Here is a 20537-nt window from a genome sequence, read left to right as displayed (position 1 = left end):
TGAAAGCGGGCTTTTTTATACGTCTTTACCAGACGGGCATTTCGTCTTGCAGGAAGGGATTATGCAGGCGTTCGTAACCAAGAGTTGATAATGGTCCGTGACCCGGAATAAATGTCACTTCATCCCCCAGGGGCAGCAATTTATCTTTGATTGAAGAAATCAGTTGATTATGATCGCCACGCGGAAAGTCACTGCGCCCTACTCCGCCTTTGAAAATAACGTCGCCAGAAATCAGCAGCCTTGCCCGCTCATCAAAAAACACGACATGACCCGGCGTATGCCCAGGGCAATGTAACACCTGTAAAGTCACATTCCCTATGCTGATGGTATCGCCTTCGTTCAGCCAACGATCTGGCGTCAGCGGCTGGCACTCTTCCAGACCAAACATACGACTTTGCGCAGGCAAGCCTTGCAGCCAGAACTCATCTTCTTTTTCCGGGCCAAAAACCGGCACGCCGTAATGTTGCGCCAGTTCCGCCGCTGCGCCAACGTGGTCCAGATGACCATGAGTCAGCAGGATCTGCATCAGTGTCAGGCCGCTGGCATCAACTTCCTGTTTGATTTTTTCCGCATCGCCGCCAGGATCGACCAGTGCGGCCAGTCGGGTTTGTTCACACCAGATCAATGAACAGTTCTGGGAGAATGCGGTGACCGGAATAATACGATAGTTCATACTGCCCCTGTTTCGTTAAGCGATTACTACCAGTGCCGTGCTGGCCCGGTATCAATATGCACAAAGTTACTACGTGGGTAATATCCTACACCACCTGCGCGCATAGATAACGCGGCTTTGCGAATATTGCTTAACGCGATACCTTCAATATGGAAATCCATCGCCTGCCCTTTCGTGTGATAGCTTTTCTTCGCTACTCCACGGCTGCGGGCGCGTAGTTCATTGTTGGTATCAATGGAACGATAACCGGAAATGAGTTGCACCGGTTTGCGGGTGCCTAATAACCCTTGCAGGCGATACAACTGATCGAACAATCCTGGGTCGATGGACTTTATTTTGTTCGCGCGGTAATCGCGGAAAAAATGGTTAAGTTTTGCCAATTCTTCCTGAATATAGCCTCTGCCATCGAAAAACTCCGCTTTGATTGACTCTCCGGTATGAAGATTATTGAGTGTCAAAATGCGCGGGCGTGGGGTAGAGAGTGTTGCAAACGCAGGGGTCGGCAGGATGGCGGCACCGAGTGCAACGCCACCAAGCGCCAGCAGTTTGCGGCGATTAGCGTCGAATTTGTCCATGATAATCAAGTCTACAGGTCAATGTTATCGTTTATATGCACTTCTGGCGCACAAGAGGCACCTTAACCGTCAGTAAAGCTGACGTCAAGATGACTCAACCCCAGCAGTGACGGGGGCTGCAGAGAATCGCCCCCGATCATGCTAATTATTACGACAACTGATTTCCCCGAACTGCTTCATTTACCTGATTAATTGTTCCGCTTTCGATACGATTTGCGAGCTGGATCGCGCAGGCAGATCATAATTGTAAATATCTGTACGATACTGGGTACGACCATCTGCACCAACAAAGGCAGTCAGGTAGTAGAGATTCACCGGAATCGACTGCCGAATATTGACGTAACGCGTATCGCCCTGCTTCAGCGCATCAGAAATACGTTTGTCATTCCATCCTGCATCCTGCAACAGCATATTCGCCAGATCGGAAGCTTTATTCACTCGTACACAGCCTGAGCTCAATGCGCGTGTATCACGCTTGAACAGATTGTGGTTCGGCGTGTCATGCAAATAAATGGCCTCTGAACTCGGCATATTGAATTTATAGCGCCCCAGCGAGTTCCGTGGGCCTGGAGCCTGCTGGAAGCGAAACGGTAAATTCGAGGCCGTGATTGTAGACCAGTCAACCTGCCATGGGTCAATCGCTTCTCTGCTGTTCCAGCCGCGCATCACCGTATAGCCATGGCTTTCGAGATATCCCGGATCGTTGCGCACTTTCGGCAGAATATCTTTGCGTGCCAGAGTTGGTGGTACGTTCCACGGCGGGTTTACCACTACGTTGTTAAGTGCACTGCTCATCATCGGCGTTTTGCGATCGGGGCGACCGACAATGACTCGCGAATCCAGCACCTGATTGCCGTTCTGATAGTAGACCAGCGAATAGGCCGGAATGTTAACCATGATCCCGGTAGAAAGCTCTGTTGGCAGCAAGCGCAATCGCTGGATGTTGAGTGCCAACACGCCAGCACGCTGGGCGGGCGTTACGTTTAACCAGTCACGCGTTGCCGGGCCAATAGCGCCATCTGCTCCCAATCCTTGCCATGCCTGAAAACGTTTAACGGCTTCCACCAGTTCATTATCGTAGGCGGCACGAACGGCAGGCGCAGGTTTACTACGAGACGTCGTTTGCTTGTCCATCGGCTTAGTTTCTGCTGTTACAACAGTAACAGCGGATGGGCTGACTACCGTGTCAGTTGGCGTGTCATCGCCAGGTAGAGTAATTTTCGGCCCCCCGTCCAACATGCCTGTGCGTTGCAATATTTCGCGCAACGCCGGTACGTCGTTACTCCACTGCCCTGGGCGCAACGTTGCTTTGCCGGTCAGTTGGGGCCACGGTTTGGTGTCACTGAGTAAGGCCAGTAACGATTCATGCATCGCTGCATATTGCGGATGCTGCGGTGCCAGACCTGCAACAAACGTCGGCAATTGACCTTTATCCAGCGCCAGCTGCCATTGGTTAATCACCGAAAGCGGCGGCGTTGAAAGCGCATAAGGTTTACTGCTATATAGCCAGCGAGTGCCTTTGACCGGAATATTTGCAATGAAATGGAGATAGCCCATCATCGCATCAGAGAGCACGACGTCGCGTGCCATCCCGTTAACACCAGGATCGGTCAGTAACTCTACCCATTTATTAAACTGCGGCTGGAAACCGGCAATCGCCACCTCTGCCAGCTGTTGCTGGAAGGCTTTAACAGCATCACGGTTTTCCCACATGGGTTGCATATCGCGTGCGGCATACAACAGTTGAAGCTGGTTAAGATAAACCGGCTTATAGCCTGCAGGTAATTGAGATTCGATTTGCGTGCGGGCTTTTTCTGCCGCACCTTCAGGCAATGGCTGGATCCCCGCCATTATTGCCGTGGCCTGCGCCTGCGGCAGTGCCTCGCCCTGTTCGCTGACAGCCACCGGGCTGTCGCCAGGGATTACTTCAGGCTCATCGGCCTGCGCATTGAACAGTGGAGCGAATGTTACGGCCACGCACAAACTGATTGCCGACAGCCGACGACCACACATCATATTAAGCAACATCCCTTGCCCCCTGTTTTTATCATACTCTGAATAGCCAGGCTGTTATTTTACGACTTGCCTGTACAACGCCAATACTCACGAAAGTATGACGAGCAAGCCTGTTACTCATCAGGCTTATCTTCAGTATATAAACGCCGATACGTTTTTACATAACCTAATGTAAAGAAGTTTAAAGAAAAGCGCGCCAGAATGTGGCACTTTTTTAGTGCAGAAACGGAGTTTTCAGAAACAGGAAAGGCGGCATCGCTGCCGCCTCAATCTTAGCTCGCCTGGGAAGGCGCTTCGTCAGTTCCTGGAAGCGTTTCAGGGAGTTGCGGTGCAAAGCCACGCAGGCCGACGACGTGAACGTGTTCGGTATTCTGGAAGACTTTACGTACCAGTTTATAGGTGGTGCCTTTTTCCGGACTGATATTTTCCGGCGCTGCGATGATGAGCTGCATTTGCAAACGCTCACACAATTCAAACAGCGTGGCGATGGAACGAGCATCCAGTCGCGCTGCTTCATCAAGGAACAGCAGACGGCAAGGAGAGATATCTTTACCGCGCAGGCGGCGAGATTCATCTTCCCAACTCTGTACCACCATCACCAGAATCGACATACCGGTACCAATCGCCTCACCGGTCGACAGAGCGCCAGATTCTGCGCGCAGCCAGCCATCGGAACCACGGTTAACCTCAACTTCCATTTCCAGATAGTTGCGGTAATCCAGCAGTTCTTCACCGATGGTCTGCGGCGTGCGCTGCCCCATATCAATCTGCGGGTTAAGACGTTGATACAGTTTCGCCAGCGCTTCCGAGAAGGTCAGACGGTTGCTGTTAAACAGATCCTGATGTTGCTCATGCTGTTCAGAGAGCACATCCAGCAGCATGGCGTGCGTTTCACGCACGTTCACGTTGAGACGCACGCTGTTCACCTGGCCAAACGATACGCTCTGCAAGCCCTGGTTGAGCATACGGATACGGTTCTGCTCGCGCTGAATGGTTTTGCGAATAATGTTCGCCACGCTGCGGGAACTGATCGCCAGTTTCTGTTCGCGGGAGGTTAACTCTTCGGTCAGACGGCTAAGTTCGATCTCCATCTGTTCGATAGCTTCCACCGGATCATCGGTACGAATAATATCCTGACGAATACGTTCACGCAGATGCTGATAAACCGCCACGAAGAACTGAATTTTACGTTCCGGACGTTTTGGATCTTCCGACATACGCAGCACGTCGCGCAGATGTTCGTTATCCGCCACCGCCAGACGCAGCGCACCTAACGCCTTATCCGACATGGAACGCAAATCATCAGCGGAGAGATAAGCCAGCTCACGACGGTGTAAGCGGCGCTCAACGCCGTTATCTTTCACCATGCGCATGACTGCACACCAGCCCGCTTTCGCGGTCACTACCTGCTCGCGCATCTCAAAGTAATCCCGCTCCAGCTTGCGCAGTTTGCGGGTCAGGTTGTCCATCTCTGCTTCGCAGAAGGTAAGCGCTTTTTCCAGTTGATTGCGGCGTGAACGGTTATTGCTCAGTTGCGCGTGCAACTCGTCACGGCGAATACGCGCCCGCTCTTCTGCCCCGCTATCAGCACGCACGCCGATATCCTGCAATTCACGTTGCAGATCGTTGAGTAGCTCTTTTTTGGTGTCGTAAGAACTTTTCAGCGAAGCCAGCACCTGGTTGTACTGACTCAACTGCGCTGCGTGTCCGCGCAACGCTTCACGCGCGCGGGTACGCTCCGCTTCCGCCTGTTCCAGACGCTCACGCAGTTTTTCGTTGAGATCGCTGTTACCGCTAAGCATTTCTGCCGAGTCAGAGTAGCTAAAGTGCGCACGACGCTGCACCACTTCCGTCAGGGCAAACGCCTGCTGACGGGCATCGCGCTGCATCTGCTGAGAGTACGCGTAATCTTCTTTTAATTGTTCGAACTGTTCCGGGTCACTCTGCAATACCGAAACGATCGGTTCCAGTTTCGCCAGTTGATTACCGAACTGCTGAACAAAACGCGCGGCTTCCTGGGCTTCATCCAGACGTTCGCGGATTTCATCGACGCGATCCGCCAGGCTGTCATCAGCCAACAAGTTGAGACGCGGCAGAATGCGGTTCAGCGCCGTAACACCCTCTTTCGCCTGCTCAAACTGAATACGCTGCTGCTGGTTATCATTTTCATGATTACTCAACGCCCGCTCCAGTTCGACGCGACGGCTGTTCAGTTGACGGATTTCGGCTTCCGGATCAGACTCAAACGCCACCGCCAGGTGGCTGCCGATAAAGCGGCTGAACGCCTGATGCAGACGCTGGGTTTTCTGTACATCAAAGGAGAGCGTGGCGAAGCGTTCGGAAAGCACTTCACGCTCGGCATGGAGGCTTTCAATACGGCTTTCACGCGCAGCACGACCAAACAGCGGCACTTCCGGGAAACGTGAATAACGCCACTGACGATCGGCGATTTTCACCACCACCGCTTTTTCCAGCTCATCAACGCTGAACACGCTGTCATCGAATGACTGCGGATCCCCTTCGATCAGATAGAGATCTTCCGGGCAATCGGTCAAGCCTTCCAGGTGTTCGGTTACCTGTGACAGATCTGGCACCACGATGGCGTGGCGTGACGGGCCATACAGCGCTGAGAAGTACGGCGCATCTTCCAGGCTAACGTCGTCATAAATTTCTGACAGCAGCACGCCGCCAAAACGCTCCGCCAGCGCATTCAAACGCTGGTCTTCAGAACCACCTGGCTGGCTTAAACGTTCGATCTCTTCATCGACGGCGTTTTTGCGCGCGCCTACTTCATCGCGTTCAACAATGGCTTCGCGCTCACGCTCCAGCAACTGTTGCAGATATTCGGTGACATCCTGGCTGGAGGAGAACTCTTCGCCGCACTGTTCGCTCAACTGGTTGAGACTGTTTTGCGCAGCCAGCCAAACCGGCGCACGCTGCATCAAACTCTGAATGCGAGACTGCAGCTGTTCCTGCTCCTGGCGCAGTGCCATCCGCTCTTCTCGGGCGTTAGAGACGCTATCGGAAAGAGAGGCAATGCGTGCTTCCAGCTCCTGATGCAGAGCTTCCAGTTCATCAATATCAAAATTCTTGCCCTGACGTTTGCAGAAATCTGCCAGCAGACGCTCAGCTTCTTGCTGCTCACGCAGACGCTGTTCCAGTTCGCTTAAGCGCATCCGCAACGGCTGAACCTGCTCTGCCAGGTGACGCTGATCGACCCCTTCGCGCAGCAGTTCGCGAGCGACATCCCACGCCTCGTTACGCGCCAGCGGGCCGTTGATTGCCACCACCAGCTGATAAGCCTGCTCAAACTGGCTGTGCGCGGTTTGCGCCATGCTCATTTTCTGCTCAAGAGAGAGCATTTTTTCAGTCGCTTCCAGCTCTTTCGCCTGGAAGGTTTCCAGCCATTCGGCGGCGCTGTCGGCGGTTAAGTCCGGCAGATGGCACAGTTCTTTGGCACGATTAAGCGCAGCAATCGCCTGGTTATACTGGATCGCGCGCGTTTGCTGGACGTCCAGCGCCTGCTGGTAGTCAGCAAGCTGGCTTTTCAGCTCGTCCACTTCCAGTTCGGCAGCTTCCGCACGAGCCTCATTCTCTTCCTGGCGTTCGATGGCTTCTGCCACCACTTCGTTTTGCTCTTCCAGACGGATCTGCAGCTCATCGAGATCCGCTTCGTAACGTTCGATCTTCTCCTGCTGACGCAGTGCGGTTTGCACCAGGTTCAGGTGATCGCTGGCCGCCTGATAATCTGCTTCCAGATCGCCTTCGGCACCGTTGTGCTCTGCCAGCTCACGCGCCATATCGACGTGTTTGTACTGCTCAGCCGCCAGTTGCTGACGCGAAGTGTGTAGCTCGCGACGAAACTCCAGGGCTTTGTCGAGATGGACACGGCGCTCGTTGGCGTGACGCATGTAGTCCGCCGCCACGTAGTTGGTGGCTTCGCTAATCAGATGCTTAAACAGGTCGCGGTCCGACTGGGTGACACGAATCGCTTCCAGCGTCATGCGGTTTTCGCGCAGCGCCGCTTCCATGTCCTGGAACGCTTTCCGCACGCCGCTGTTTTCCGGCAACAGGTAGTCGCGCAGAGAGCGCGTAATGGCGCTGGAGATCCCGCCGTACAGCGAAGCTTCGATCAGACGATAGAATTTGCTACGGTCAGATGCGGAGCGCAGACGACGCGCGATGATGCCCAGATCGAACATCAGCGAGTGGTAATCGGTAATGGAGTTGAACTGTTTAAACTGCACGCCTTCCATCGCCTCGAGCTTGTCTTTCAGCTCGTTAAGCGGCAGCACGCGCGCCTGACGTTCGTTCAGAGTTTCGGTCACCAACTGCGTCGGCTGCACCGACATCGGCAGTCCCTGAATGGCAAATGGTTTGATATCCACTTTACGATCGCGTCCGGCAACCTGTTGCAGACGCACACCGACCACCACGCGCTGGTGGCGCGAGTTAATGGTGTCGAGCATCGAATAACAGACACCCGCTTTCAGCTTACCGTGCAGACCTTTATCGCGCGAACCGCTGGTGGCCCCGGCTTCCGTAGTGTTACGGAAATGCAGCAGGGTCAGGTCGGGGATCAGCGCAGTAACGAACGCCGCCATGGTGGTGGATTTACCCGCCCCGTTACCGCCAGAAAGCGTCGTGACCAGCTCGTCAAGGTCAAAAGTTCGGGCAAAAAAGCCGTTCCAGTTAATCAGCGTCAGTGAGCGAAATTTACCGCGTTCAATCATTATTCTTCCTCTCCGCTATCTGGCTGACTCTCTTCGGTTTCATCGTTGAGTTGCAGATGATTTTCAATCGGCATTGCTTCACCATCACGAATCAGGCGACGCTGTGCTTCACGGGGATCGTCGCCAGCACGCACATCGGCTCCGAAGCGGAACACCGATTCGGTAATGCGGAACTTGCTGCTGTCGTGGCCCATAAACCACACCATACCCAAACGACGCAGACGGTTGAGCGAAGAACGTACTTTCTCCTGCAACTTCTGCCGGTCAACGTCTGAACCGGTTGAACGGTTGTTCACCAGTTTCAGCAGTTTCGCTTCATCGGCCAGGGTGAGCAGTTCATCGTACAGTTCCTGCTGGGTGAAAATCCCCTCATTCGCCAGCCGCTCCGGGCTGAGATAAAGATAACAGAGGATTTTCCCGACCATCATATCCAGTTCCGACAAGACGGAACGCGGGATAAGAGTGGTGGAACGTGGGCGTAAATAGAAGAACCCTTCCGGTGCGCGAATAAGCTCAACGTTATAACGCGCGTAAAACTCTTCCAGATATTCCTGAAAATCCATCAGGAATGCATGATTATCCAGTTCGTCGAGGCCAATATGGCGGCCTGAACGTAAGGCGCTGTCCAGCGCCGGAAATAACGGATTCGCCAGCGCCTGCGCCAGCTTAACCGGCATCACTTGTTCAATATTTGTCGATGACATGCGCCTGTACCTTGGCTCCGTAATCATTAATCGGCTGCCATTTCGCTGGCAGTCCGGTGAAATCTGCTTGCGCTACGCCAAGACGTACCGCCTGATCAATAACAATGCGCGCAACGTCAAAGTGACGTGCACGCGGATACTGTGACAGATATTCGCGTACCACCAGACCAAGATCCAGCGGCACTTGTCTGGTTTTGTACACGGCAAGTTGTTCTTCGATGATCGCCGCCAGCTGTTCGCGGATCTCATTAAACTCTTCGTACTCCAGATCCTCAGGAAGTTCCCCAGTCACTTCTTCATCGCGCAGTACCATCTCTTCGTCACGCATATCCAGCAGACGATCGGCATTGGCATAAGTTAGCGCCCACGGCTCATCAAAATAGGTTTGTACCGACTGACGTAACCGCTGAGCAAAGACGCGGTTTTTATCCATATCGATCGCAGTACGAATAAATTTGTGTACGTGGCGGTCGTAGCCAATCCACAAGTCGATGGATTGCTGGCCCCAGCTGATAATACGGTCAAGTTTGCTCTGCAGATCGAACACCAGACGATCGACAAAATGCAGATCGTCATGGGTCATCGTCGCATCCTGAATGCGTAACAGGTTGGCCTGCAATTTATCGCCTGCCGCTTCCAGCGTATCCTGCAATTCACGCAGCGTGCCGGAAGTTTCTGAAAGCAACAATTCACAGCTGGAGATCGCCGCCCGCCAGTCTTTGTTCAGCAACTGGGCGATATCGTCCTTCACCTGCTGCTGCTGTTCGTCCATCAGACGTTGCGTTAGGTCGATACTGTCGAAAATTTCTGCTACCGAATATTTCAGTGGCGCATAAACATTACGGTGCCAGTGAAATTCATCACCGCCCTCTTCGGCGGCATCTGCCGCGCGTTTGAGCTCACCCGCCACAATCGACAACTGCATAGAAAGGCGCAGCGTAGAAAACTCGCGCTGACGGATGTAGTAGTCAGTAATGCCGATGCCGAGCGGCGTCAGACGGTAAATTGCGTTCCCTTCCGCCTGCTCGCTGGTAAAGCGGTTCAGCAGACGTTGACGCACCATGTCGTTGATCGCGTTGTTGGCGCGCACGCCGATGGTTTCGCTGGTTTGCTCAAACGCATCACTCACATGGCGGAATGCATCCACCAGCTCGCCTTCACTCATCTCACCATCCAGACGCTCGCCGTTCAGCGTGGCAACCGCCAGCAGAAAAGAGAGTCGGTCTACCGGCAGCGAGATGGAGAAGTCATTTTTTCTGGCCCAGGCAACCAGTTCGGGGACTGTCTGGGAAAATTCACTCATACTTTATCCTTGCTCTGCGGTTTGCGCGCGGTGACATGAATATAACGCCCCAGGGTAATATACGGTTCCTGACGGCAATAACGCGTTTCTAATTCAAGTAATGCTTCATAGCAGTCGCGCTGCTGGTGCTTCTCGCGCAGATAATCATGAAACACACGAACGCCTGTCTTACCCATAATTTGCCAACCAGCTTCTTCCAGCCACAGATAAACCTGCGCCGGGTCGCGTGGATAATCTGGCGAAAGCGTCCGTTTTTTCTTTTTCGGCATTCCCGCCTGCACGTAATCAAAATTCCCGGCGACCATGTTATGCATCAGCAAGCCGTGCGCATTGTAGAACATTAACGACAACACACCGCCTGGACGCAACACTGACCACAGGGTCTGTAATACGCTGCGGGGATCGGCCACCCACTCGAGCACCGCATGGAACAATATCAGATCAACGGGCGTTTCCAAATGCGAAGCAACATCCTGAGCGGCGCAATGTATAAATTGCATGTTGTCGCTCACACCTTTTGCTTCTGCCGCCTGTTTTGCGCGGTCGATCATCTGCGCAGAAAGATCGCATAAAATGACCTGATGCCCGCGCTCAGCCATTTTGATTGCGGTCTGCCCTTCTCCACCGCCAGCATCCAGCACACGCAGTTTTTGCGGGCCCATTTCCGCCAGCACGCGATCGAGATCCTGCCACAGAATAGCCTGTCGAAGCTGCCCTTTGGTGGTGCCGTAAATGTTACGGGAAAACTTTTCCGCAATATCATCAAAATTGCGATCCTGCATTGCTTTCTCCACCGGTTGGCTAAGACGTTTTCTGATAAAGACGCTATTTTGTCACAGCCACGGCGAGAATGAACCCGTCTGGTGTAATATCGCTGGCGATCCCTTGCTATATGGTCAAAAAAGGAACCAGAAAGGATGCTTTTTACACTGAAAAAAGTGATCGGCGGTATGCTGCTGCCACTTCCGCTGATGTTGTTAATTATTGGCGCTGGCCTGGCGCTGCTGTGGTTTAGCCGTTTTCAAAAAACCGGGAAGATTTTTATTAGCATTGGGTGGCTGGCACTCTTGTTATTGAGTTTGCAACCGGTAGCCGACCGCCTGCTGCGTCCCATCGAAAGCACCTATCCGACATGGAATAATTCGCAAAAAGTGGACTATATCGTGGTGCTCGGAGGTGGTTATACCTGGAACCCGCAGTGGGCACCAAGCTCGAATTTAATCAATAACAGTCTGCCACGCCTGAATGAAGGTATTCGCTTATGGCGCGAAAATCCGGGATCAAAACTGATCTTCACGGGAGGCGTAGCTAAAACCAATACGGTGAGCACAGCCGAAGTTGGTGCCAGAGTTGCGCAATCGCTGGGCGTGCCGCGCGAGCAAATTATCACCCTGGATTTGCCAAAAGATACCGAAGAAGAAGCTGCAGCAGTGAAACAGGCGATTGGTGACGCACCTTTCCTGCTGGTGACCTCCGCATCACATCTGCCGCGGGCGATGATCTTTTTTCAGCAGGAAGGGTTAAATCCGCTACCAGCCCCGGCGAATCAGTTGGCCATCGACTCGCCGCTTAACCCGTGGGAACGGGCAATCCCTTCTCCGGTCTGGTTGATGCATAGCGATCGTGTTGGCTATGAAACGCTTGGCCGCATCTGGCAGTGGCTAAAAGGTTCGTCAGGCGAGCCACGGCAAGAGTGATTTTGATGCCAGATCGAAGTTGCGCCGACTAAATCGTCCGGTATTAACCAGTTGCGCAACTTCATCCCATAACACATACAACCAACGCCGCCAGATGAACGACTCCGCCACTGGCGCGCGTTGCAGGTAACTCCAGAGCAAATCTTCTGCCAGAGAATTATCCATTAGTCGGAACAGTTCGTATTCTCGCGGTGCCCAAAGCATTAGTCCCGGCCCGACCATCGCCAGTAACTGATCGCTGCGCGAATCTTTCAGCATGCTGCGTAAACAGAAGTTACCGTGAATCAGCACACAATTGTCGTTAAAGCCTTCAAATAATGCCGGGAGACATTCGCGAGTACGAAACAGGATCCGCTTATCCTGCATCGTTAGACCGGTGTTATTGAACTGATTGAGCGTGGTCCATAGCACTTCAACATGTTGCCGGTACCATGAGGGCCAGAAATTTTCCTGAGTATTGTCGACCGCGCCGACGCAACCGCGACTGTCCTGACGGTGCCAGGCCAGTAAGGCTTCAACGATTTGATCTTTGAGTTGTTCCCAGCGTTCTGGTGTTCGGGCTGGTGCCTCCACCGAAACACCACGCATCCGCTCCAGTAGCAGGACATCGGGGCCGGGGTGTTCTTCATGCGTCATCACACCATAAATAGTCGGCATACGGACAGTCCCACTTCTTGCCAGCATGGTGGTTTTCCATGCCAGTTGTCGGGCTTTTCCGGGCGTACTAAAGCTTCTTGCCATTAACGGCATTGGGTTTCCCTGGCTGTCATACAAAGCCCACAACGCCGTATCCGCTTTTTCATTGACGCACTCAATACGACTGAGTTTTTCGCCCAGTAAATGGCTTAATTCGGCACGCAGCTGTTCCATTCAGATTACCCTCATAAAAGCTACTGCTTTCATAATGAGCGCCAATATAAAAGATGTCACCTGAATGAGATCAATTGTTGAAAAGAAAAATTGAGGAAAATCGTAACGGTACGACACTCCTCCCAAAATTGGCTGGAGTGTCGTGAAGTGAAATTAGCGCATTTCAGCGCGAATGCGCTCGAGATCTTCAGGGGTATCCACACCTGTGCCAGGAACTTCCTGGGCGACAGCAACGTGGATTTTTTCGCCGTACCACAGAACACGAAGCTGCTCTAACATTTCGATATGTTCTAACGGACTTGGCTGCCAGGTAACATAACGACGGATAAAGCCTGCTCGGTAGCCATAAATACCAAGATGACGCAGGAAGTTATCGCCTACGGTTTCAAGGTCTTTTGCAAAACGATCACGATCCCACGGAATGGTGGCGCGAGAGAAGTACAGTGCGTACCCTTCGGCGTCGAGAACCACTTTCACCGCATTCGGGTTAAACGCTTCTTCCGCATTGTGGATTGGCACCGCCAGAGTCGCCATACCCACCTGACGCTGAGCGAGGTTATCAGCAACCTGACGAATGATTGTCGCAGGGATCATCGGTTCATCCCCCTGCACATTAACGATCACCGTGTCGTCGCTGAATGCGCATTTTTCGACAACTTCCGCCAGACGTTCTGTTCCTGACTGATGATCGGCGCGCGTCATACATACTTCACCGCCAGCGGCTTCAACAGCGCGGGCAACATCCTCATGATCGGTTGCCACGATGATGCGCTCGGCACCTGATTCGCGCGCGCGTTCAAGAACATGAACAATCATGGGTTTGCCGTTAATATCAACCAATGGTTTACCGGGCAGACGCGTGGACGCGTAGCGCGCGGGAATAATGACCACAAAACTCATGATTTACTCTCATCAGCAGTCAGCACGCGGGCTTCCGTTTCCAGCAACACTGGAATGCCATCGCGCAGCGGGAAAGCCAGGTTGTCCAGTTTGCAAATAAGTTCTTGTTTTTCCTGGTTATACCAAAGTTTTCCGTTGCAAACCGGGCAGGCAATGATTTCAAGCAGACGATGATCCATAGTTCCTCCAGATGGATCGGGTTATGAATGCATAAATCTTATCATAATCATTTATGCGACGGGGTCTATTTCCCAGCCGGTGCGGCAATCAGTAAAGAGGCCTTGCGGGCAGCGTCCTAATGTCACCCGCGTTGCCTGCTGCCAGTTAGCGAAATCAGTAATCGCCTGACGTAACCCTTTTTGCAGCGTTGTCGTTGGTTTAATGCCTTCCTGTAACCACAGAGAGATAACTTCAAGGATGCCTGTCTGGCGATGCATTTTGGCATCCATTCGCCCAACTAATTGCCCACGATGTAATAACGGCAGAACAAAATAGCCATACTGGCGTTTCGGCGCTGGGGTATAGCACTCCAGCCGGTAGCTAAAATCAAAAAGCTGCTCTGCGCGTTTGCGATCCCAGACAACAGGATCAAAAGGCGAAAGTACCGCGCTGTGCGTTGCAGTGAGCTTTCCGGCGAGCGCACGCTCGAGTAGCGGCAGCAAATCAGCATGCAGCCAAAGATTGCCCAATTTTTCAACATGCACAGCAATGATTTGCTGCAGTTCAGCCCTCGCTTCGCGCCAAGCCGCCAGTGCCGGACGTTTCAGCCGATAGTAATCTGCCAGCCACTGTTCGCGGAATATGCCCAGGCTACGCGCACTGTTATCCAGCATGATGATTTCTGCTTCTGCTTGCGAAACGAGATCGCGCTCATCATCCCAGTCAGGCATGACACGGTGAGTTAAATCATAAACGCGCTGGAAGTTGCGCCGTTCAATCACCATCACCTTTCCGGCAGTAAATAAACCTTCCAGATGTCGTTTATGCGGCTTCCACTCCCACCAGCCGCTCGCCCCTTTACGAGGATGCTCGAAATCGGCTGAACGTACCGGCCCCTTATCATGAATATGCTGAATTAACTGTGCAATTTCCGCCGCATGTTCCTGCATCCAGGCGTCTTTGTATTTCCAGCCCATTTTTTCAGGTGCCAGCATGCGGTGGCGAATAAGACGAAAATCGCTACGCGGCATAAAGCAGGCTTCATGCGCCCAGTATTCCATTAATTCGCCACGCGCCAGAGACTCATCCAGCCACTGGGCAGGATAATTTCCCAGACGACTGAAAAGCACCAGATATGGGCTACGGGCAACAATATTAATGGTATCGATTTGCAGCAAGGACATGCGGGAGATCGTTGCCGGAATATCCTCCAACGACGCTCGACGGCGGGGTTTGTTTAACAGGCCTTGCGCGGCGAGGTGAAGATTACGCGCATCAGCAAGAGAGAGGTGCGGCAGCGACATTCATGACTCCATCAATCGAACGCTGCCGCGGCGTAACTAGTTGCCAGAAGCCAGCGAGGTTAGTTGCGCAAGCAGTTTCGCTGGTTCATCACCTGAAAGCTGTGCGTCTACAGGCAAATACCACCAATTTTCTTCTGCAAAGGCCCGGCATTTCACCGCATCTTTTTCAGTCATTACCAGCGTTTGCCCGGCGCTTACCAACGCGCTGACATCCGCATGATTCAAAGACTGATGATCGGCCAGCGGTACACATTTTTCCGGTTGTACGCCACACATCTTCAGCGTGGCAAAAAAGCGCGGCGGATGTCCAATCCCCGCCATCGCCACTACATGTTCAAGCTGAGCAACGTCACAACGCGTACCGGTACGTAAATTCACCGCCTGACCCGGCAGCAGATGCATGGGGATTTCACCGCTGCGGGGGACACCGCCGTTGACGATTACCGCATCAACCGACTTTAAGCGCCCCGCTCGCTCACGCATTGGCCCCGCCGGCAACCACCAACCATTGCCAAAGCGACGCACACCATCAATAACGACAATTTCCACATCACGCGCCAGACGGTAATGCTGTAAACCGTCGTCGGTTACGATGATCTGCACATCAGGGTGTTGCGCCAGAATGGCTTTTACCGCATCAGAACGCACGGGAGAAACCGCAACGGGCGCGCCAGTGCGTTGATAAATCAACACAGGTTCATCACCCGCCTGTGCTGTGGTGGTATCTGCCGACAATAACAGCGGATAAGATTCAGCCTTACCACCATATCCCCGCGATACGACCCCCACGCGAATACCGCGCTGTTGCAACTGTTCCACCAGCCAGACAACGACCGGGGTTTTTCCGTTGCCGCCTGCGGTGAGATTACCAACCACGACAACCGGTACGGGGGCACGCCAGGCGCGCTTCAGTTTTAGTTTATAGCAAAGACGGATCGCGCCACTCACCAGGCCATACAACCAGGAGAGTGGCAGCAATAGCCGCCACAAAGGGGATTCACCAGACCAGATTTTTTCGATCATTGGCCAAACTGCATTTTGTGAAGTTGCGCGTAAACGCCGCGGTGCTCAAGCAAATCGTTATGCGTACCGCGTTCCACAATGACACCATCCTCGACGACCACGATTTCGTCTGCCTTTTCAATGGTAGACAAGCGGTGGGCAATCACCAGAGAGGTACGGTTTTTCTGCAACTCATCCAGTGCCGCCTGAATCGCACGTTCGGATTCGGTATCCAACGCCGAGGTAGCTTCGTCCAGAATCAGAATCGGGCTATCACGCAACAAGGCTCGAGCGATAGCAATACGCTGACGCTGACCGCCAGAGAGCAGCACGCCGTTTTCACCAATCACTGTATCGAGACCGTTATCCATCTTATTGATGAAGTCCATGGCGTAGGCCATACGCGCCGCTTCTTCAATTTGCTCACGGCTGTACTGTTCAGTCCTTGCGTAAGCAATGTTGTTGGCAACCGTATCGTTAAACAGATGGACATTCTGCGACACCAGAGCAACCTGGTTACGTAATGACGCCAGGGTATACTCGCGCAGATCGTGACCATCCATCAGGATTTCGCCTTCATCAATATCGTAAAAACGTGTGATTAGGCTGGCGATGGTTGATTTACCTGAACCAGAGCGTCCAACCAGAGCAACCGTCTTCCCTGCCGGAATTTTCAGGTTGATGTTACGCAATGCGGGCACATCACGTCCCGGATAAGTAAAGGTGACATTGCGGAATTCCACGTCGCCAGTCGCACGCTCGATCACGCGCTTACCTTCGTCTTTCTCCTGCTCACTGTCCAGAATGGTAAACAGCGTCTGACAAGCCGCCATACCGCGCTGGAACTGGGCGTTAACGTTGGTCAGCGATTTCAGCGGACGCATAAGTGCAATCATTGAAGAGAAAACAACGGTAATCGTACCGGCAGTCAGGCTATCCATGACACTTGGGAAGCTTGCCGCATACAGAACAAACGCCAGCGCCAAAGAGGCGATCAGCTGAATGATCGGATCAGAGATAGAAGAGGCTGAAACCATTTTCATCCCCTGAAGACGCATTCGGTTGCTGACTTTATCGAAGCGTTTCGTTTCCACTTCCTGACCACCGAAAATCAATACTTCTTTATGGCCTTTCAGCATTTGTTCGGCGCTGGTGGTCACCTGTCCCATGGTGTTCTGCATGTTTTTACTGATGTTGCGAAAACGCTTCGATACAACGCGAATCGCAATCGAAACAATCGGTGCCAGCACAATCAAAATGATCGACAGTTGCCAACTGTAATAGAACATCATGATGAACAGGCCGATGATCGACGCACCTTCACGCACAACAGTAATCAGTGCGCCGGAAGAGGAAGAAGCAACCTGTTCGGAATCGTAGGTGATACGTGACAACAGCGTACCCGTTGACTGTTTGTCAAAGAATGAAACCGGCATTCCCATCATGTGACCAAACAGGCGGCGACGCATGGTCATTACCACCTTTCCTGATACCCAGGAGATACAGTAGCTGGAGACATAGCTGGTGATACCACGCAAAATCATCAGCCCGATCACCACCAGCGGCATCCACACCAGCACGGAGCGATCTGTTTTACCAAAGCCATCATCAAGAAGTGGCTTAAGGAGCGATAACATGAAGGTATCGCTGGCTGCGTTGAGGATTAACGCTACGCCCGCCACGATCAGACCCGCTTTAAAAGGCGCAATGGTTGGCCACAGTCGGCGGAATGTCTGCCACGTAGAGAGATCTTTGTCGTTATGCATTCAAAAAACCAGCATTTGTTGAAATAGCCGCATATTCTACCCGTTATCCACTGGCACGCCAAACCACTGATGATACCAACGAGGTAAAATTTGCTCTCTGAGGCTGCTAATCCGCCAGCCTTGCGCTGAAAAATTGACCGTTATTTGACCCTGATGTGGAGTATCAAGCCACTTATAACCCTGTTGTTGATAGCGATGTTTAACTTTGCTTGAGGGCAGTCGCCATGCGTTATAGCGCGATGCCGATGCGAGTGCCACTTTTCCATTCACTCGCTGAATTAATGGCAACGATGATGAGGTATTACTGCCATGGTGAGGTACCTGAAGTAATGTTGCCTGCATTTGCTGCCAGTAACGGCTTAGCATCTTTTGTTCAGCGGGGGCTTCAATATCACCGGTTAGAAGAATGCTATTCGTCCCGTCATCAATCTTAACCACACAGGAATGGTTATTTCCTTTATCGTTGCTACCTTGTAAAGGCCAGTGCGCGCTGAAACGCAATCCTTGCCATTGCCACGCTTCGCCACGCACACAGGGCTGATGATGTTCCCAGTTTAACGGACTTCGGATCCATAACATCGGCCATGTGTGCAATATTGAGTCCAGCCCTCCCCGGTGATCCAGATGTTCATGACTCAAAATAACGCCTTCCGGTTCAAGATTATGCCAGTGGAGCCAGGGGATAATCAGTTGTTGCCCACTATCCCCTTCGGGCCAGGCCAGTCCCGTGTCATAGAGAATCGCTTTGCCGTTTCGCGCAATGACCATTGCCAGCCCTTGCCCGACATCAAGCATGTACACTTGCCACTCGTCAGGTCGAGGTTTTTGCCACAGCGGCAAGCACATCAGCAAGCCTACAGCCACACACATTGCTGGCAACGTTCGCCAGGCGTTTAATCGCCATACCACCAGTAAGAACCATGGGGAAAATGTTAGCCATTGCCAACGTTCAGCAATGTTGATCCACCCTTCCGGCAAACTCTTTAACCCCCAGAAAAGTAAAGCCAAAGACCGGTCGGCAAGAAACCATAACCCTTGCTCCAGAATTAACGGCCCGCTTAAATGCGCAACCATCGCGGCGAGGATCAACGGAACCGTGATAAATGTCACCAGGGGAATTGCAAATAGATTTGCAATAAACGAGGTCAGACTAATGCCATGAAATATGACGATTTGCACGGGCATAAGCAGGAGTGTGATTCCCAGTTGCAGATGCATGAGGGAAACAACCGCACGCAATACCGGCGGCAGTTGCCACGCCGGACAGGGAAACCACTGGTACCAAAAAATCAGTGCCGCGACCGCAGCGACAGAGAGCCATAAACTTTGCGAGAGAATGGCAACAGGATCCATCAGCAAAATTGCCGCCAGACAACATATCCATACATCCCAGCCACTCCACTGTCGCCCACTTAACTTAAGCATTCCCCACGTAGCAAGCGCCACCACGGTACGAAATGCAGGAGGTTGCATTCCCGTCAGCCAGGCATAAAAAGCAGCACAGCAGATTCCGCCAATTAATGGCATTTGCCAGTGGATCCAGCGCCCAGGCAGAAAAATTTGTCCACTGCGAATGAGTCCGGCTGCCAGCAACGCCGCAAAAGCGATGTGCAATCCCGATATCGCCATTAAATGCGCCGTTCCAGTATCGCGCATGATATTTTTGATTTCTTTGGGGACGGATAACCGTTCCCCCATACCTAAACCAAGAATAACCGCATTCCACGGATAGGGTTGCAGCGTTGTTTGTAATGACGCCAGATACTTTGCACGCAAACTACAATTCGGTTCAATGACACTTGCCTGCAGAAAACGGCCGGTGAGCGGCTGATGCTGGGCAATGGCATAACGCTGGCTATCAAAGCTGCCATCATTAAGTTGGCCATGAACTGCACGAACTTTGAGTTTCATTGACCATTGTTGTCCAGCACAAACCGCTTGCGGAAGATATTCGCCATACAGCACGAGGCCTGGCGCAGGGAATATACGTCGACCTTGTAGATGAGTAATTTGACCGTAATGAGTGGTCATACCGTCAGTAGCAGTGATCTCAACAATTGCATCCTGCGTCGCGCCAGTTAAGGTTTCTCCTGCCCACAAAATTTGCTTTGCTGCTAATATGCCCCAAACGAAAAACAGCAACGTCAGCGCGATATAACGGACGGCTTTAACACGAATAAATGCCAGTACGCAGGCGAAGACAGTCAGAAACGCAAGGGTTAATGTCCCAGGCAATTGGGGCAAAACCAGCAACGGAAAAATTCCGCAAATTATGCATACGCCGACTGTCGTTATTTTCATGCACCCCTCCCTGTTTATGGAAAGTGTGCAACTTTGTTGAGCGGTTGTCTGGTGGGAATTTTGCGTTCCCCGAGGCACGTTCAGAAGAATTTAACGAGAGGGTGAAAACTGCTCAAAACTCTGCGAGGCAGCTTCCAGTTCCAGATTAGAGAAATGAAAAAAGCACCCGACAGGTGCTTTTCTCGCGTTCAAGTTTGAGTAAAAACTTAACCGTAAATATTGGCGCGATCGCGCAGTTCTTTACCTGGTTTAAAGTGAGGAACGTATTTTCCTTCCAGTTCTACTTTATCGCCAGTCTTCGGATTACGTCCGGTACGTGGTGCGCGGTAGTGCAAAGAGAAACTGCCGAAACCGCGGATTTCAATACGCTCGCCCTGCGCAAGAGTCGAGGCCATATGCTCCAGCATCTCTTTTACTGCATCTTCAACCGTCTTGGCGGGAATGTGCGATTGCTGGGTGGCAAGTCTTTCTATCAATTCTGACTTGGTCATGATTCCTCCGGTTCCTTAAAGGCAAATTAAGCGGCTGCTGTTG

Annotated in this window: 16 protein-coding genes; 1 reads left to right on the top strand and 15 read right to left on the bottom strand. The window is 52.4% G+C overall.

Annotation, left to right across the window (positions count from 1 at the left end; translation table 11 throughout):
• Positions 1-25: 25 nt before the first annotated feature.
• The 7 genes from gloC to cmoM all read right to left on the bottom strand — a co-directional run bounded on the left by gloC (position 26) and on the right by cmoM (position 10786).
• The gene (gloC, locus tag ACJHX7_RS00970) at positions 26-673 is read right to left on the bottom strand and encodes a hydroxyacylglutathione hydrolase GloC (protein WP_032171043.1); all 648 of its coding nucleotides are present in this window, start codon (positions 671-673) and stop codon (positions 26-28) included.
• Between the two features lie 26 nt (positions 674-699).
• Positions 700-1248, bottom strand: a complete 549-nt coding sequence (locus ACJHX7_RS00965) for a YcbK family protein (protein ID WP_001295932.1) — start codon at positions 1246-1248, stop codon at positions 700-702.
• A gap of 180 nt (positions 1249-1428) precedes the next feature.
• Entirely contained in the window at positions 1429-3276 is a 1848-nt protein-coding gene (ldtD, locus tag ACJHX7_RS00960) for a L,D-transpeptidase (RefSeq protein ID WP_032171041.1), read from the bottom strand.
• Positions 3277-3536: 260 nt separating this feature from the next.
• On the bottom strand, positions 3537-7997 hold the full coding sequence (gene mukB, locus ACJHX7_RS00955; protein WP_000572648.1) for a chromosome partition protein MukB: 4461 nt from the start codon (positions 7995-7997) through the stop codon (positions 3537-3539).
• Positions 7997-8701, bottom strand: coding sequence for a chromosome partition protein MukE (gene mukE / locus ACJHX7_RS00950; RefSeq protein ID WP_001295931.1), 705 nt, complete (start codon positions 8699-8701; stop codon positions 7997-7999). Before mukE ends, mukB begins: the two co-directional genes overlap by 1 nt.
• The gene (gene mukF, locus ACJHX7_RS00945) at positions 8682-10004 is read right to left on the bottom strand and encodes a chromosome partition protein MukF (protein ID WP_001288856.1); all 1323 of its coding nucleotides are present in this window, start codon (positions 10002-10004) and stop codon (positions 8682-8684) included. The genes mukE and mukF overlap by 20 nt, the downstream gene beginning before the upstream one ends.
• Entirely contained in the window at positions 10001-10786 is a 786-nt protein-coding gene (gene cmoM / locus ACJHX7_RS00940; RefSeq protein WP_001298300.1) for a tRNA uridine 5-oxyacetic acid(34) methyltransferase CmoM, read from the bottom strand. The genes mukF and cmoM overlap by 4 nt, the downstream gene beginning before the upstream one ends.
• 135 nt (positions 10787-10921) lie before the next feature.
• Between cmoM and elyC the strand changes: the two genes are divergently transcribed.
• Positions 10922-11701, top strand: coding sequence for an envelope biogenesis factor ElyC (elyC, locus tag ACJHX7_RS00935; protein WP_000899542.1), 780 nt, complete (start codon positions 10922-10924; stop codon positions 11699-11701).
• Here the strand turns inward: elyC and ACJHX7_RS00930 are convergent.
• From ACJHX7_RS00930 to ihfB, 8 genes are all read right to left on the bottom strand, one after another.
• Positions 11678-12571, bottom strand: coding sequence for a YcbJ family phosphotransferase (locus tag ACJHX7_RS00930; protein ID WP_000436922.1), 894 nt, complete (start codon positions 12569-12571; stop codon positions 11678-11680). The two genes, elyC and ACJHX7_RS00930, sit on opposite strands and share 24 nt — an antisense overlap.
• Before the next feature lie 153 nt (positions 12572-12724).
• Complete coding sequence (gene kdsB, locus ACJHX7_RS00925; protein ID WP_000011609.1) at positions 12725-13471, bottom strand: 3-deoxy-manno-octulosonate cytidylyltransferase; 747 nt, start codon at positions 13469-13471, stop codon at positions 12725-12727.
• Complete coding sequence (gene ycaR, locus ACJHX7_RS00920; protein WP_000350058.1) at positions 13468-13650, bottom strand: protein YcaR; 183 nt, start codon at positions 13648-13650, stop codon at positions 13468-13470. The genes kdsB and ycaR overlap by 4 nt, the downstream gene beginning before the upstream one ends.
• A gap of 51 nt (positions 13651-13701) precedes the next feature.
• The gene (ycaQ, locus tag ACJHX7_RS00915) at positions 13702-14934 is read right to left on the bottom strand and encodes a crosslink repair DNA glycosylase YcaQ (protein ID WP_000056511.1); all 1233 of its coding nucleotides are present in this window, start codon (positions 14932-14934) and stop codon (positions 13702-13704) included.
• Positions 14935-14970: 36 nt separating this feature from the next.
• The gene (lpxK, locus tag ACJHX7_RS00910; protein ID WP_077516226.1) at positions 14971-15957 is read right to left on the bottom strand and encodes a tetraacyldisaccharide 4'-kinase; all 987 of its coding nucleotides are present in this window, start codon (positions 15955-15957) and stop codon (positions 14971-14973) included.
• A complete protein-coding gene (gene msbA, locus ACJHX7_RS00905) occupies positions 15954-17702 on the bottom strand; it encodes a lipid A ABC transporter ATP-binding protein/permease MsbA (protein ID WP_000551270.1) in 1749 nt (582 codons plus the stop codon). The genes lpxK and msbA overlap by 4 nt, the downstream gene beginning before the upstream one ends.
• 36 nt (positions 17703-17738) lie before the next feature.
• Entirely contained in the window at positions 17739-20003 is a 2265-nt protein-coding gene (locus ACJHX7_RS00900; protein WP_077516224.1) for a ComEC family protein, read from the bottom strand.
• Between the two features lie 206 nt (positions 20004-20209).
• Entirely contained in the window at positions 20210-20494 is a 285-nt protein-coding gene (gene ihfB / locus ACJHX7_RS00895) for an integration host factor subunit beta (RefSeq protein ID WP_000167336.1), read from the bottom strand.
• Positions 20495-20537 lie beyond the last annotated feature (43 nt).

The organism is Escherichia sp. WS1451, assembly GCF_046487365.1.
Lineage (GTDB): Bacteria > Pseudomonadota > Gammaproteobacteria > Enterobacterales > Enterobacteriaceae > Escherichia > Escherichia coli.
Note: the sequence above shows the minus strand (reverse complement) of the source record. Positions and strands in the feature narration are given on the sequence as shown.

Coding starts and splice junctions, on each gene's coding strand:
- gloC (WP_032171043.1), bottom strand. CDS start 673: ATGAACTATCGTATTATTCCGGTCACCGCATTCTCCCAGAACTGTTCA.
- ldtD (WP_032171041.1), bottom strand. CDS start 3,276: ATGTTGCTTAATATGATGTGTGGTCGTCGGCTGTCGGCAATCAGTTTG.
- cmoM (WP_001298300.1), bottom strand. CDS start 10,786: ATGCAGGATCGCAATTTTGATGATATTGCGGAAAAGTTTTCCCGTAAC.
- ACJHX7_RS00965 (WP_001295932.1), bottom strand. CDS start 1,248: ATGGACAAATTCGACGCTAATCGCCGCAAACTGCTGGCGCTTGGTGGC.
- mukE (WP_001295931.1), bottom strand. CDS start 8,701: ATGTCATCGACAAATATTGAACAAGTGATGCCGGTTAAGCTGGCGCAG.
- ycaQ (WP_000056511.1), bottom strand. CDS start 14,934: ATGTCGCTGCCGCACCTCTCTCTTGCTGATGCGCGTAATCTTCACCTC.
- ACJHX7_RS00900 (WP_077516224.1), bottom strand. CDS start 20,003: ATGAAAATAACGACAGTCGGCGTATGCATAATTTGCGGAATTTTTCCG.
- ycaR (WP_000350058.1), bottom strand. CDS start 13,650: ATGGATCATCGTCTGCTTGAAATCATTGCCTGCCCGGTTTGCAACGGA.
- msbA (WP_000551270.1), bottom strand. CDS start 17,702: ATGCATAACGACAAAGATCTCTCTACGTGGCAGACATTCCGCCGACTG.
- ACJHX7_RS00930 (WP_000436922.1), bottom strand. CDS start 12,571: ATGGAACAGCTGCGTGCCGAATTAAGCCATTTACTGGGCGAAAAACTC.
- elyC (WP_000899542.1), top strand. CDS start 10,922: ATGCTTTTTACACTGAAAAAAGTGATCGGCGGTATGCTGCTGCCACTT.
- mukB (WP_000572648.1), bottom strand. CDS start 7,997: ATGATTGAACGCGGTAAATTTCGCTCACTGACGCTGATTAACTGGAAC.
- mukF (WP_001288856.1), bottom strand. CDS start 10,004: ATGAGTGAATTTTCCCAGACAGTCCCCGAACTGGTTGCCTGGGCCAGA.
- kdsB (WP_000011609.1), bottom strand. CDS start 13,471: ATGAGTTTTGTGGTCATTATTCCCGCGCGCTACGCGTCCACGCGTCTG.
- lpxK (WP_077516226.1), bottom strand. CDS start 15,957: ATGATCGAAAAAATCTGGTCTGGTGAATCCCCTTTGTGGCGGCTATTG.
- ihfB (WP_000167336.1), bottom strand. CDS start 20,494: ATGACCAAGTCAGAATTGATAGAAAGACTTGCCACCCAGCAATCGCAC.